The organism is Halomonas sp. AOP12-B1-6, assembly GCF_052379225.1.
Classification (GTDB): domain Bacteria; phylum Pseudomonadota; class Gammaproteobacteria; order Pseudomonadales; family Halomonadaceae; genus Vreelandella; species Vreelandella casei.
This window is the reverse complement of the sequence record NZ_JBQSYK010000001.1, coordinates 697759-711296: the sequence shown is the minus strand read 5'-3', so window position 1 is coordinate 711296 and position 13538 is coordinate 697759. Positions and strand designations below refer to the sequence as shown.

The 13538-nt window shown below is 52.2% G+C and carries 15 protein-coding genes; 8 read left to right on the top strand and 7 right to left on the bottom strand.

The window, feature by feature from the left end:
• Positions 1-137 precede the first annotated feature (137 nt).
• The gene (locus ACT3TR_RS03195) at positions 138-878 is read left to right on the top strand and encodes a helix-turn-helix domain-containing protein (RefSeq protein ID WP_096281875.1); all 741 of its coding nucleotides are present in this window, start codon (positions 138-140) and stop codon (positions 876-878) included.
• A gap of 16 nt (positions 879-894) precedes the next feature.
• On the opposite strand, the gene ACT3TR_RS03190 is transcribed toward ACT3TR_RS03195, so the two are convergent.
• Positions 895-1824: a LysR substrate-binding domain-containing protein gene (locus tag ACT3TR_RS03190; protein WP_096281874.1), complete on the bottom strand. Its 930-nt coding sequence runs from the start codon at positions 1822-1824 to the stop codon at positions 895-897.
• 97 nt (positions 1825-1921) lie between these two features.
• Here ACT3TR_RS03190 and ACT3TR_RS03185 point away from each other — a divergent pair, with 97 nt between their 5' ends.
• Together ACT3TR_RS03185 and ACT3TR_RS03180 are read left to right on the top strand one after the other, a co-directional pair.
• A complete protein-coding gene (locus ACT3TR_RS03185; protein WP_096281873.1) occupies positions 1922-2839 on the top strand; it encodes a DMT family transporter in 918 nt (305 codons plus the stop codon).
• A 25-nt stretch (positions 2840-2864) separates the two neighbouring features.
• A complete protein-coding gene (locus ACT3TR_RS03180; RefSeq protein ID WP_444624528.1) occupies positions 2865-3848 on the top strand; it encodes a putative RNA methyltransferase in 984 nt (327 codons plus the stop codon).
• Between the two features lie 118 nt (positions 3849-3966).
• Here ACT3TR_RS03180 and ACT3TR_RS03175 read toward each other — a convergent pair whose 3' ends face one another.
• The 4 genes from ACT3TR_RS03175 to ACT3TR_RS03160 all read right to left on the bottom strand — a co-directional run bounded on the left by ACT3TR_RS03175 (position 3967) and on the right by ACT3TR_RS03160 (position 6048).
• Positions 3967-4173: a cold-shock protein gene (locus tag ACT3TR_RS03175; RefSeq protein WP_096281871.1), complete on the bottom strand. Its 207-nt coding sequence runs from the start codon at positions 4171-4173 to the stop codon at positions 3967-3969.
• A gap of 252 nt (positions 4174-4425) precedes the next feature.
• The gene (locus ACT3TR_RS03170; protein ID WP_096281870.1) at positions 4426-4641 is read right to left on the bottom strand and encodes a TIGR02450 family Trp-rich protein; all 216 of its coding nucleotides are present in this window, start codon (positions 4639-4641) and stop codon (positions 4426-4428) included.
• A gap of 53 nt (positions 4642-4694) precedes the next feature.
• Positions 4695-5183 carry a DUF6438 domain-containing protein gene (locus tag ACT3TR_RS03165; protein WP_096281869.1) on the bottom strand — a complete coding sequence of 163 codons (489 nt, stop codon included), beginning with the start codon at positions 5181-5183 and terminating at the stop codon, positions 4695-4697.
• A 79-nt stretch (positions 5184-5262) separates the two neighbouring features.
• Positions 5263-6048, bottom strand: a complete 786-nt coding sequence (locus ACT3TR_RS03160; RefSeq protein ID WP_176483416.1) for a GntR family transcriptional regulator — start codon at positions 6046-6048, stop codon at positions 5263-5265.
• 258 nt (positions 6049-6306) lie between these two features.
• On the opposite strand from ACT3TR_RS03160, the gene ACT3TR_RS03155 reads away from it, so the two are divergent.
• Genes ACT3TR_RS03155 through ACT3TR_RS03145 form a run of 3 tightly spaced genes read left to right on the top strand, consistent with a single transcriptional unit; the run spans position 6307 to position 9274 of the window.
• Positions 6307-7251 (top strand): Bug family tripartite tricarboxylate transporter substrate binding protein, encoded by a 945-nt coding sequence (locus ACT3TR_RS03155; RefSeq protein ID WP_444624529.1) that lies wholly within the window; start codon positions 6307-6309, stop codon positions 7249-7251.
• Between the two features lie 44 nt (positions 7252-7295).
• A complete protein-coding gene (locus ACT3TR_RS03150) occupies positions 7296-7757 on the top strand; it encodes a tripartite tricarboxylate transporter TctB family protein (protein WP_096281866.1) in 462 nt (153 codons plus the stop codon).
• 20 nt (positions 7758-7777) lie between these two features.
• Positions 7778-9274 (top strand): tripartite tricarboxylate transporter permease, encoded by a 1497-nt coding sequence (locus tag ACT3TR_RS03145; protein WP_444624530.1) that lies wholly within the window; start codon positions 7778-7780, stop codon positions 9272-9274.
• Between the two features lie 100 nt (positions 9275-9374).
• On the opposite strand, the gene ACT3TR_RS03140 is transcribed toward ACT3TR_RS03145, so the two are convergent.
• A complete protein-coding gene (locus ACT3TR_RS03140) occupies positions 9375-9614 on the bottom strand; it encodes an Atu4866 domain-containing protein (RefSeq protein WP_444624531.1) in 240 nt (79 codons plus the stop codon).
• 117 nt (positions 9615-9731) lie between these two features.
• Here ACT3TR_RS03140 and ACT3TR_RS03135 point away from each other — a divergent pair, with 117 nt between their 5' ends.
• Positions 9732-10994: a dicarboxylate/amino acid:cation symporter gene (locus ACT3TR_RS03135; protein WP_444624532.1), complete on the top strand. Its 1263-nt coding sequence runs from the start codon at positions 9732-9734 to the stop codon at positions 10992-10994.
• A 145-nt stretch (positions 10995-11139) separates the two neighbouring features.
• Here the strand turns inward: ACT3TR_RS03135 and ACT3TR_RS03130 are convergent, their stop codons facing one another.
• A complete protein-coding gene (locus ACT3TR_RS03130; RefSeq protein ID WP_096281858.1) occupies positions 11140-11313 on the bottom strand; it encodes a YqaE/Pmp3 family membrane protein in 174 nt (57 codons plus the stop codon).
• Between the two features lie 230 nt (positions 11314-11543).
• On the opposite strand from ACT3TR_RS03130, the gene ACT3TR_RS03125 reads away from it, so the two are divergent.
• Positions 11544-13520, top strand: a complete 1977-nt coding sequence (locus ACT3TR_RS03125; RefSeq protein WP_444624533.1) for a TonB-dependent receptor family protein — start codon at positions 11544-11546, stop codon at positions 13518-13520.
• The last annotated feature ends 18 nt before the right edge of the window (positions 13521-13538 follow it).

Below are 13538 nucleotides of genomic sequence, written 5' to 3'. Positions count from 1 at the left end.
ATAGGTTGCCTTATCAATTCCTAGAAGTAGCAGCAATGTGTGCAAGAGGCGATATTTTTGCAACTCTAATGCGCTAAGTTGTAGCATGCAGGCTTTAGAGTATCTTTATTTGCTACTTTTGGTGCTAGGAGGCGCTTGTGTCCCAGGCCAGTTCACTCATTAAGACCTTGAAACGCCAGCTTCGTGCTCAGGGTAAAACCTACGCTGATGTCGCCCAGTGGCTAGCCTTAAGCGAAGCCTCTGTTAAGCGCCTGTTCGCAGAACAGCACTTCACGCTAGCGCGGCTTGAGTGCATTTGTGATCAGCTTAATATCGAGTTCGTCGAGCTGGTACAGGCCATGCAGAATGACGAGCAGCGTTTACAGCAGCTGACCCAGGCTCAAGAGCAAAGTATTGCCGATGATCGCGAGCTGTTTCTGGTCGCTGTGTGCGTCATTAATGGCTATAGCTTCAACGAAATCCATCATCAATACCAGTTGAGCGAGGCCGAATGCACACAGCAACTGGTTAAACTTGAACGGCTTAAGTTGATCGACCTGTTGCCAGGTAACCGGATAAGGCGCCGGGTAGCCGCGAATTTTCGCTGGCGCCCGGGTGGGCCGATCCAGTGCTTTTTCCAACAATATCTAGCCAGCGAGTTTTTTCGCTCCCGCTTTGATAGTGACAGCGAAAAGTTAATGGTGCTGAACGGCTTGTTGTCCCCCGCGGGTAATGAAGAGTGGCAGCAGACGATGCAGCGCCTCGCAAAAGAGTTTCATGCCCTGTGTGAGCGGGAAAGTAGCCTGCCTATCCATAAGCGCTTTGGCACCACGTCTGTGCTGGCCGTTCGCCAGTGGCAATCGGTGTTGTTTAAAGAGTACGCCCGGGTAGATCGTTAACGTCGCTAAGCAGCCACTATATTGTGCGGAAGTTGGTGGCTTCCTGCTGCAGCCAAGTGACGAAGCGAGCTACCGCCGGTGGCATATCTCCTTCGATAGGCAGAAGTAGATCGTAGGTTAAGGGAGACGCCAGCGAGTATCTGTCTGCAAAAGGGCGTACCAAAACACCGCTAGCGAGCCGATCAGCGACCAAAGGGTAGCTAGCAAGTACCACACCTTGCCCGGCAATGGCCTGGTCGAGTGCCAGGCTGTATAGCGAGTATTGCCGCTGATTGGGTTTTTTGTGCATCGCTACCCCAGTGCTTTTAAACCAGTCATGCCAGTTTGGTATTGGGGGACCCGCATGACGACACCAGTCCACGGTGAGCAATGTCTGGGTTAGCAAGTCGCTAGGGGCTTGCAAGTTTGCCTGCTTGAGTAGGGATGGTGAACAAACGGGAAAGAGGGTGTCTTCAAACAGTCGCAGACTGGTAACACCCGGCCAGGGGCCTTGGCCATAGCGCAACGCTAAGCGTGCTCTGTTAGGCAACCATAACGGTGAGATTAAGCGCGCTTCGGCATCCAGAGATATTTCAGCTTGCCGTTCGCTAGCTTCAAAGTGGGGCAGGCGAGGAAGTAGCCACAGCTGTAGAAAAGAAGGCGGTGCACTCAGTAGCAATTGAAAGGCATCTTCGGAGCGCTCGGTGACATGCTGTACGCCGTTGGCGATACGCAACAGGCCGGCTTGCACATCTTCAGCCAGCATATGGCCCGCTTCAGTGGCACAAACCCCATTAGCATGGCGTTCAAATAGCTTCACGCCCAAGCGGTCTTCTAACAGTTTAACCTGTCGGCTAACTGCACCCGGGGTAACATCTAGGCGATGTGCAGCGGCTTTGAAGCTATTTTCTCGCACCGCTTCGGCAAACGCACGCAGTGCATTCAGCGGTAGTCTTTCAATTCGCATAGCATGAGTTTTCCTGAGCCTAGGCCTGAAAAGTAATCGTTTGTAGAAAATCGAGCGCCCTGCTGAAATGGCCACCTTAATCTTACAGGAGTACGTAATGAACCATCAAAGGACGGCCTCATTCACTTCTGCTGCCATTTCTCAGCGTAAGTCGATGGATGCTACGGCAGCATCGCTGATGCTGTTGTTTTGTCTGGTGTTGGGATTTCAGCAAGTGGCAATTAAAGGCGTGGCTGAAGATATCTCACCCGTTGTACAAATAGCATTGCGCTCCGCTATCGCAGGATGCCTGGTAGGGTTGCTCGCCTATTGGCGAGGAATTCGTTGGAAAGAGGTGGGCCATCACTGGGGCCCTGGGTTGCTGGTTGGACTCGGATTTGCTGCCGAGTTCGGTTTTGTTGCATGGGGGCTTAACTATACGCTTGCATCACACATGTCGGTCTTTCTTTATACGGCCCCCATCTTTGCGGCGTTGGGATTACATCTTTGGGTGCCTGGTGAGCAGCTTTCAGCCCGCCAATGGTGGGGTGTCGGTCTAGCGTTTTTAGGAATGGTGATAGCGATGGCGCCAAGCGGTGCTTATGGCATCCATATTATTATTGGCGATGCTCTGGGCTTGCTGGCTGGCCTTTCGTGGGCGGCCACGACCGTCGTGATCCGCAGGACCTCGCTTTCCGAGGCGCCGGCAGAGCTTACTCTAAGCTATCAACTAAGCATTACGGCCCTATTGTTACTGCCAGTGGCCGCTCTATCGGGCCAGTTAGTGAATGCACAGTTTACGTCCATGGCTGTCGCTAGCCTTGGCTTTCAGGCGCTAATTATTTCGTTTGCCGCACTGATGCTGTGGTTCACATTGTTGCGTCGTTATCGCGCTTCGCAGTTGGGCGTGTTCTCTTTTCTCGGCCCGCTTTTCGGCGTGCTTTTTGGTACCCTATTGCTCAATGAACCGTTAAGCACCAATTTTCTAATGGGCGGCGGCGTTATCTTAGTCGGCATTGTCCTGGTGACGCGCTAAACCCATAACCTGCGAAGAAATAGCGATGAGCATAACCCCTTTTCAATCACTGGCATGCCCGCTGGATGGCGAGCCCCTTTATCTGGAAGGCAGCACCTGGCGATGTAGCGCTGGGCATAGCCCTTCAAAGCATGATTTTTCAAAACATGATCCTTCAAAACATGATCCTTCAAAACCTAGTTCTTCAAAACCTAGTCCTTCAAAACACAGCTTTGATATCGCCAAGCAGGGCTATGTGAACTTGCTTCCGGTGCAGCAAAAGCGCTCAAGCGACCCAGGCGATAGTAAAGCCATGGTGGCTGCTCGTCAGCGCTTTCTTGACGCTGGCTACTATCGGCCAATTGCAGATGCGGTGAGTCGTGCCGTGTTGAGCCAGGCGAAGCGTCAGTCGATACGCGATACGCCGTTTAGCTGTTTGGATGCAGGCTGTGGTGAAGGTTACTACCTGCGCCAGTTAGCTAGCGCGGCGCAGGATGCGTTGCCGCTGGCGCTAATGGGTCTGGATATCTCAAAGTGGGCGGTGCTGGCCGCGGCTAAGCAGGATAGTCGGCGGGGGGGGCAACAAGAACATAGTCAAACACCGCAAAGCCAATGGGTGGTCGGCAGCAACGCGCATTTGCCGGTGCAATCACAAACATTAGACAGTGTGCTGTGCATGTTTGGCTTTCCCGTCATGGGCGAATTTGCGCGCGTGTTGAAACCGGGCGGCATGCTGTTACAGATTGAGGCGGGGCCAAGCCATTTGCGCGAGCTGCGGGAAATTATCTACCCCACCTTAAAGCCCGAGCGTTCAAGTGAGTCAAAGGTGCCGGAGGGTTTTATACATCACCATACTGAGCGCCTCTGCTATTCACTCGCACTTGAAGGCGCTGAAGACATTTCGGATCTGCTGACGATGACGCCGCACCTTTATCGAGCTAGTGCCGAAGGCCGTGCTCGCGCTGGGGCGCTTGAAGCACTTGCGATTACGGTAGAGGTGCGCCTGGTGCATTGGTTGCGAAGTGAGTAGGGCTCAAACGCAATTGTTAACTAGCAAACGCAACAAGGCCCGCATAAGCGGGCCTTGTTATTCGAACCTCGTAAGGTTCGAGCAAACTTAAAAGCGCTATGTTTTAAAAAACGTAGGCTTAAGAAATTTGCTTGATGTTTGAAGCCTGAAGGCCTTTCTTACCCTGGGTAACGTCAAAAGAAACGTTAGCGCCTTCTTGCAGGGTTTTAAAGCCGTCTGACTGAATTTCAGAGAAATGAGCGAACAGGTCATCGCCGCCGTCAGAAGGAGCAATAAAACCGAAGCCTTTAGTATCGTTGAACCACTTAACTGTGCCAGTAGACATAGTAAAAATCCTTTCGCGCAAAGCGCTTAATAAAGTTCCTGGTATCACCCAGATTAATAGCGGATAAAACAAGGAATACAATTACAGGCTTGCCGAAAGATTTCGTACATATCAATCTCGTACACTTCTGAATCTTTTTCGTACACTTCTGAAACCATGCTGCTTGCTAACCAACTGGCGACACAGTGTCATTAATATTTAGATGTGTCAACGCCTTTCTTGGCTTTTGCCTCTATGGCAGGGTCAGATTCATTACTGCCAGCCCATTTTCCATACGCTGGCATCTTTTAGACGTTGCCACGGCACAACGACTTCGCGATGCGAGTGGATGGCTTCAATCACGACATCGACGACGTTGTCGTCTTCATCGCGCAGCAGCTTGGTCACCAAGAAGTGTTTCTCTTTATTGCTGGGTTGCACCGCCGTCCATTTGCTGTGGTGCAGCTTGCGGGGATTAATAGCGTGCATGGGTACTCCTCGGTGACGATTTTGCATGCTTGTCATCATGGCTAGCGATGCGTTTACTGCTGCACCCACTGTTCAATGTTCAGCTCTTTATTGAGGCTTCTGAGGGTGTTGGTCAGCTCACGGCCACTGTCAGAGTGACAGCCCGTATCGTGTTCCAGTACCGCCTGTTCGCCCTCGCCGTTAATCCAGGTGACGGTATATTGAGGCAGGTCAGTCGCGCGGGGTTCACAATCAAGCGTTTGTTGCGTGGTGCCCATATTCGGCTGCCAAGATGCTAGGCGTGTTTGTAGTGCACTAAACGTCGTCGCATCGCCAGCCAGCGTGCGTTCACCTTCAGTGGCCGTGTGGCGCTCGCCCGTGAAGCGCGTGGTGCCATCTGCCTCAACCGCTACGCTGTAAACAGGGCAGGTGCCGTAGCAAGGGCCTACCTGATAACGAATTTCAGCCAAAGTATCTGAACTGCTCGCGGGCTGATGCTGTGCACAGCCGCTCATCAAAAGTGCCAGTGCCGTTGCCGCTAAACAGATGGTGGGTACGCGCATGCAGAAATTCCTTTTTTGGCTCTATGACGATTGATTGAAAGCAGCTCACAATAGCGGCTGCCATGCTAATGGCAAAACATCATGTGTCCCAAACCTGCTGATTATCATGAGTTTTAACGCCTAATGATACTTGATGTTCATAAGTTTCAGGGCAATAAAAACCTTCGATGAACTCAACCGGTTGCTGATGTTCATCGAAAACGATGCGACTTATGCATAGTAGCGCGTCACCTGGCTCCATCTTAAGCAGATTTGCTTGCTTTGGCGTCGCTAGTTTGGCGGTGATTGTTTGCTTTGCGTGGGAAATCGTTACATTAGCTCGTGCAAATAGAAGTAGCAGGGGCTGAGTAGTTAGGTCGTCTTGCGAAAATGAGCGGCCTATATGTTCAGGAACATAGGTGGTTAATAGCGAGAACGGGGTGCCATGATGACTTCTTATACGAGTTGCTTTTTGTACCAAGCTACCGGCAGTCAATTGCAGCTGATGGGCAATGATGCTGGTGGCAGATACGTAGCCAAAATCTAGCACGTCCACATCCGTAGTCAGTCCCATCGCAATTAGGTTTTCTAGAACTCCAGAGATACTTGCCTGTATCGGCGAGGCTTCGTTGGCAGCGATGGGGAACGTGCCCTTACCGCGGTGTCGTTCAACCAATCCTTCTCGATTAAGGCGCTCCATTGCCTTACGCATTGTGATGCGTGAAACACCAAACTGTTGGGCCAATAATACTTCGTTGGGCATTGATTGATCTGGAGGATAGTTTCCTTCCAGGATCTCCTGACGCAATACCAGATAAACCCGATGATGTTTGGGCCAGGGATCGTTAGAGCTCTCAAATGAGGGCGAGTAAGATAGCTCTCGCACATCGCCTCCTAGGTAAGGTGGGTGTTTTGTTTGTTCTATTGACATAACAAAGATACCATGCATCAATAGCGCATGTTAGCTCGACCAATAACACAAAGCTCTCTGACATGTCTGCTAGATGATCAATAACGAAATATTTAATAACGAGATATTCAATAACAATCCGATAATCGGAGAAGTGATATGCCATATCAACTGCGATTCAAGAAAGCTTCAGTTATTTCTCATGTTCTTTGTCGCTCCCTTTGGGTGCTCCCCTTGCTCACGTTAAGTGTATCTTCCTTAGCGCTTGCAGACGACTGGCCTGATAGCCCTCTGGAAATTGTGGTGCCTTTCGATGCGGGCGGCAGCGCAGACCGGTTGGCTCGCGGGTTGGCCGAGCATATGTCCCCTCGCTTTGGCGTGCCTATTACCGTCGTGAATCGACCGGGTGGTGCTGGCGCTTTAGGCGCTACCTACTTTCAACAACAATCAGCTGACGGAGAAACCTTGCTTGTCATGCAGGCGACGCCCTACTTAGCAAGTGCCATTGAGGTAAGTGGTGCGCCGGTTGAGTGGCAGGATTTTTCGCTCTTGAGTGCGCAGTGGAATGATTATGGTGTGCTTGCCGTGCACAACAGCAGCCCCTACGAAAATCTTGAGCAATTAATTGAGGCCATGCGCGAACCCGGTGAGGTCAGCTCCGGCATTATTGTGGGTAACGGGGGGCATATCCAAACGCTCGTCATGATGGATGCGCTGGGTATCGATCATGAAAATGTGCGCTTTGTGACCTATAGCGGCGGTGCTCCATTACGTACGGCGCTGGCTGGCAACCAAGTGGATTTTGAGATTCTTGCCGCCGAGGCTGCGCTGACGATAAATGAAGAGGTGCGAGCACTGGCTGTTGTACACGATCAGCCAAGCGATAGCTGGGATGCACCACTCCTAAACGATGAACTGGCTGAGTTCGGCGTTGAGCCTTTACCGCTGATTGGTGGGAATGTCTCAGGCCTTATGGTGCATTCTTCTCTGCAGGAGGAATATCCCGAACGTTACGATCGCATCGTGCAGGTGCACCAAGAAACGTTAGAAAGTGACGAGTTTCAAGAGTGGGCGAAAAACGCACGAATGGGTGCTGATTGGCTAACGCCTGAAGAGAGTCAGGCGCTTATTGATGCTACCTATGAAGCTATTCAACAGTACGCACCTTTAGTCAAGTAGCCGCGTACGGTGTTTTGATCGTTTTACAAAAGGCAGTAGGAGTTATGACGTCTTCAACTTTTAGCCGCTCCTTCCCATGGGGAAATGTACTTTTTTCGTTAACGCTAGCGGGGGCGTTTTTCTACTACGCTCACGGCGTTCATGCCGCTGCTCGTGGGGCTACCGACTGGGTGTTGGTAGTCCCCGTCGCCGGTATCGGCATTGCATCTCTATTGGTTATTACAGGTACGAAAATTGTGGATTGGTACCGGGAGCATGCGCATGATTCAGGCCGCACTGTTCCAGTCAAAACCCTTCTTTTCATGGCGCTGTTGGTTCTTTACGTGGGTGCACTGCCATTCATTGGTTTTGATATAGGCAGCTTCGTGTTTCTTGCTTTGACGCTTTACGTGCAAGGAGAAAAGCGCTGGTGGGTGTTGCTAGGAAGTGGCGTGCTGGTCTCTTTCGTTGTGGTGTTGGTATTTGTCCAGCTTCTTAACGTACGCCTTCCGACTATCCTGCTTTAACGACAAAGGTGCTGAAATTCATGATTGATACGGATGCATTCCAGGCCGCGATTGAGCTGCTCGCAAGCACGCCAGCAGCGTGGTGGGTGGTCGTCCCTGGCTTGATAATCGGATTGTTCTTTGGCTCGATACCGGGGCTGTCGATTTCTATTGCCATGGCGGTGTTTCTCCCTGCTACGCTGTATATGGATTTTCTACCCGCTATTCTATTTCTGACTGCCATTTTTACAGGCGGCGGTTTCGGCGGTGCGATACCCGCTATCATGATGAATATACCCGGCACATCCTCCTCGGTAGCCACGGCCTTTGACGGCTATCCTATGGCGCGCAAAGGGCAGCATGCTCAAGCGCTCGGCATTGGGTTAATGGCTTCCGTGCTAGGCACGTTAGTCGGGTATTTGTTACTGCTTCTGACAGTTCAATCAGTTTCTCATTGGGTTCTTAAGTTAGGGCCAACGGAGATGTTGGTTATTGCTCTATGGGGGGTCACGCTGATTGCCGTGTTGAATGACGCTAGCATTTCTAAAGGGCTAGCAGCGGGCGCGCTGGGCATTCTGATTAGCACTGTCGGCTACAGCGATGCAGGACAGATGCGAGGAACCTTTGGCAGTATGTACTTGCTGGATGGTATTCCGGCCATACCTGCGCTCATCGGCTTTTTCGCGGCGTCTGAGTTGTTTAATCTGGTTGGTAAAAACTACATCGTGGATGCACAGGAGAACCGTGTTGTCCGGTTTCGCAGTATTTTGGAAGGAATGGCGTTTGTGGCAAGCAGGCCACTACAGGTCCTGCGGGGAGGGGGGATGGGTGCGGTTATAGGCGCCATTCCTGGCGTAGGGGCAAGTATCGCTAACCTTGCCGCTTATGCAACGGCGAAAAAACAGTCGAAAGAGCCAGAGTCTTTTGGCAAAGGCCATCCTTCCGGGCTCATTGCGGCAGAGTCGGCTAACAGCAGTTCTGAAGGGGGTTCAATGATTACCCTTCTGGCGCTGGGGTTGCCGGGCGGCGCGGGTACCGCTGTATTGCTCAGCGCGTTTGCTTTGCATAATGTGACGGGAGGCCCACGGTTCATCCGCGAAAATACCGACATTGTCTATGCCCTGATTCTTGGCAATATGGCTCAGGCCGCCTTATTGTTGGTGGTTGGGCTGGGCTTTATTTTTTTGGCGGGATATATCGTCAAAATTTCGCTTAAATTCATGATTCCCGTGGTAATGGTGCTTTCTGTCGCAGGTTCTTACACCATTACAGGAAATATGGTGGGCCCGATTACAGTTGTGGTTACGGGTATCCTGGGATGGCTGATGCGTTTGTATGGCTTTCCAGTGGCCGCTACGGTGGTAGGTCTATTAGTCGGTAGTATGGCTGAAGGTGAGCTGGTAAGAAGTATGCAGATCAGCGGAGGTAGCTTAGGGTTTATATTGGAACGGCCTATTACGCTGATTTTTATGGCTTTACTACTGTTGTCTATACTGCCTCGCATTGTAGGAAGCGTCTCTAAGTGGAAGAAATCTTAAACTGCTCCACTGTATTGCTGTGCCTCTAAAGCCACTGGCTTTTAGTAAGCCGGTGGCTGTTGCCGTTACTGAATAATAGCGCTGTAAAGAATGGCATTGCTTACTTTTTACGATATAGCACCATACCTGCGTGATAGAGCACGCCATCGATGAACTCACCATCAGCGGTAAAACCGGTGTCATCCCAGTATTCTATGTAGTTATTCGTTACTCGATAGCGGCCCTGGTAAGCACTTTTATGCTCACCACGGGCCTCGTCGTAGCGATTGTTGGGTAAAAGATCATGACGAATACGTCCATCTTCAGTTACCCACATACCAACATACGGATGGTCTGCCATAGCCTCGATTTACTGCCGCCTACTCACCTTGTCGATCTTGCTGTGCCACACTAATAAGGTGGTGTGCAGGCTTATCAAAATAGGCCCATCAACGTATTCAAACCTGTAGGGACTCAAATGACACGCATATGGAAGGCCTATTTGAACGCGTCGTTGATTTTACGCGTCACCATCGCGCTGGTATTGGGCGTGTTAGTCGGGCTTGTTGGCGGGGATACAGTGGCCGTTTGGCTGGCGCCGCTGGGTGATTTACTGCTGCGGCTACTGACCTTTTTGATTGTGCCCATCGTGCTGTTCACGCTGATGGTGGGGGTTAACCAGTCGCGCGAGGGTAGCGCGGGGCGTATAGGCGGAAAGGTCTTTGGCTATTATCTGGCGTCTTCAGCGCTGGCCATTATGGTGGGCTTAACGGTTGCTACGCTGTTTAGCCCAGGAAGTGGCATGACGCTCAACGACGAAGCCAGTTTTTCGGTGCCTGAAAACCCTGGCGTTGTCGAGGCGCTGCTTAACATCGTGCCGGATAATATTATCGGGGCTTTTGCCGAGCTTAATATGCTGGGCATTATTTTTACGGCATTAGTGTTTGGTATTGCGCTGCTAAAAATGCGCCAATCACCGCGCCAGCATGCGATGGGCGAGCGGTTGTACGAGGTGATTGAGGCACTAAACGATGTCACGCTAAAAGTTATGTCAGGGGTGTTGCACTATGTGCCCATCGGCGTCTTTGCAATTGTCGCCGAAACGGTGAGCCGTCAAGGCTTGGAAACGCTGCTATCGTTGGGTGATATGGTGGTTGTGCTGTATATCGCGCTGGGCGTTCATGTGCTGCTTTATTGCGGCATCATGCGTTTATTTGGTGTGAAACTACGCACCTTCTTCCGTGAGGCACGCACGCCCATGCTCACGGCATTTGCCACTCAAAGTAGCTCTGGCACGCTGCCGTTAACGGTCAACGCGGCCCGCCGTTTAGGAATTTCTAAGAGTATTTATGGCTTCAGCCTGCCGCTAGGGGCCACTTTGAATATGGATGGGGCGGCGATTCGTATCGCTATCTCGGCAGTCTTTGCCGCCAACGTGATTGGCGCGCCGCTGGATTTCATCAGCATGGTACAGATTGTGCTGATTGGTACGCTGGTCTCGGTGGGCACTGCCGGGGTGCCGGGTGCCGGTATCATTATGATTGCCACGGTGTTTGCCCAGGTCGGGCTGCCGATTGAAACCGTTGCGTTGCTCGCCGCTATTGATGCACTGGTAGGCATGGGCGCCACGGCCTTGAACGTGACCGGCGATTTAGTCGGCACATCGGTGATTGCGCGTAGCGAAGGCGAGCAGTTAAGTGAGACGCCTGTAGAAGAAGCGTCAGAGGTTGCAAAGGGGTAGCTTAAAAGCGCTTGCCCTGTAGTCCCGTGAGAATGCATTCACTCCTGGCATCGGCGCCTCCATGGCCACGTTGACTAGGCATAAAAAAGCCGCCTAAGTGTGACCTTAGGCGGCGTTGCATTTATCAAGCGATGAGAACTAAATGTTAGTGCTTTAATATCACATAAAACGCATGGATGATGCCGGGTATAAATCCAAACAGCGTTAGAATAATGTTCAGCCAGAAATGTCCTTTAAATCCGACTTCAAGAAATACGCCGAGTGGCGGAAATAGAACCGCAAAAATCATTTTGATTGGATCTGTCGCTGTAAACGCCATGAAGCCTCCTTTGCTTTCAGGGGTGTAGCCTGTACAAGTTTAAGCATTACCAAACAATTTATCTATGCCTCAATTAACTACTAGAGACTAGCCAGATCAGGAAATCGTTCAATCCTGCCATGCATTTTCACGTTGAGGTATCTGGGAGGGACCCCGTGTTGAGAAGAGTAGCGACCACGTCTTTTTGTTTATTAAGCTGTCTGACGGCTAGCCAAAGCTGGGGCCAAAATATGCCAGTGACTTCCAGCGCGATGGACACGCTAGAGGTCACGGCACCGCGCCTGGCGCGCGAACTGTACGCAACGCCTGCCGCGGTCTCAACGCTTGACCGTGACGCCATTGCACAGGGGCAGCAGCGTGCTCGCCTGGATGAGGCATTAGTGCGCGTACCGGGCGTGTTTGTGCAAAACCGCGATAACTTTGCCCAGGGCCAGCGAATCTCTATTCGAGGTTTTGGCGCGCGGGCACCGTTTGGCGTGCGTGGCATTACCGTGATGGTCGATGGCATTCCCTACACGCTGCCCGACGGTCAAGCGCAGCTTGATGCCATCGATTTAGACAGCGCTGAGCGTATCGAGGTCATCCGCGGGCCCTCTTCGGTGCTTTACGGCAACGCGGCTGGCGGGGTGATCGCGGTGACTACCGCCGACGGTCGCGATAACCCAGGAACGCGCCTGCGCGCGGAGGTTGGGAGTGATGGCTATCGAAAAACGTCGCTGCAAACCGGCGGTTCAGAAGGAGACTGGTCGCATCATGTAAGTCTTTCGGCGCTCAATGTTGATGGCTATCGTGAGCAGAGCTCGACTGAAAAGTATTTGCTAAATGCCAAGCTGCGCCGTGAGTTAGGCAGCGGAAGGGCGATAACGGCCATTATCAATTTGCTTGAAAACCCGCGCTCCGAAGATCCTGGTGCGCTAAATGCACGCGAAGTCGCGAACGGGCGTGATCAGGCCGCCCCAAACTCCATAGCATTGGATGCTAGGCAAAACGTTGATCAGCAGCTGCTCGGCTTACAGTACGAAGATCTGTCAGCAGGCCCTGGCGAGCTCTATGTAAAGGGTTTTGTTGCGCAGCGGGATTTTGAGCAGCAGTTGCCGTTCGTGGGCAGTAGCCGGTTGGGCTATCAGCGTGATTACCTGGGCGCGAGCGCTGAGTATCATCATGAAATTAATGTGGGCAGCCTGCCGCTGAGCTATATCACCGGTGTGGATGTGGCGCGTCAAAACGATGAGCGCTTTCGTAATGATGTAAACGCTCAGGGCGTGGTGGGTGAGCAATTGGCGGAAGAGACGCAAACGGCAACCTCGGCCGGGGTCTTTGCTCAGGGGGATTTGGCGCTTTCCGAGCAGGTAACACTCTCGCTGGGTGCCCGCTTTGACCGAGTAGAGTTAGAGGTCGACGACCGCTACCTGGACGATGGCGATCAAAGCGGTGAGCAAACCTTCAACGAATGGAGTGGCTCAGCGGGTTTGAGCTACCGCTATCGCCCACAGCATCAGGCATATGTGAATACCGGTACCGCGTTTGAAACGCCCACCTTCTCAGAGTTTGCTAACCCCTCGGGTGGCGGTTTCAACCCTTCAATTTCGCCGCAAAAGGCCTGGAATCGTGAGATAGGTCTGCGCGGTTACGTTGAACCGCTGGCGATGGATTACGACTTGGCACTGTTTTCGGTGCGTGTGCGCGATGAGTTAGTGCCGTATGACGAGGGTGCTCGCACCTTCTATCAAAACGCGGGCGATACCGACCGTGATGGGATTGAGCTGGCGCTAGGTTGGCAGTTAGCCAGCCAGTGGCGATTGGACAGCGCCTTAACGTTGGCGCGCTACGAATTTGATGGTTTTGCAACGCCAGCTGAGCGTTTTGATGGTAATCGTATTCCCGGTTTGCCCGAGCAAACATGGGTCAATCAGCTAAGTTGGCAAGGCCTTGATGAACGCTTTGCAACGCTGGAAACCCAGTACGTGGGCGATATGGTCGCAGACAATGCCAACGACACAGAGGTTGATAGCTACTGGCTGGTCAATTTGCGGGTGGGGGATGGCTGGGCGCTGGGCAGCGACACCAGGCTGAATGCTTATGTCGGCATACGTAATCTACTTGATGAGGAGCATTTCGCTAACGTGCGCCTGAACGGCACCTTTGGGCGCTTTTACGAGCCCGCGCCAGGACGCAGTGTGTATGGCGGAGTGGAAGTAAGGTTCTAACCCTGCAATTGAGGTACT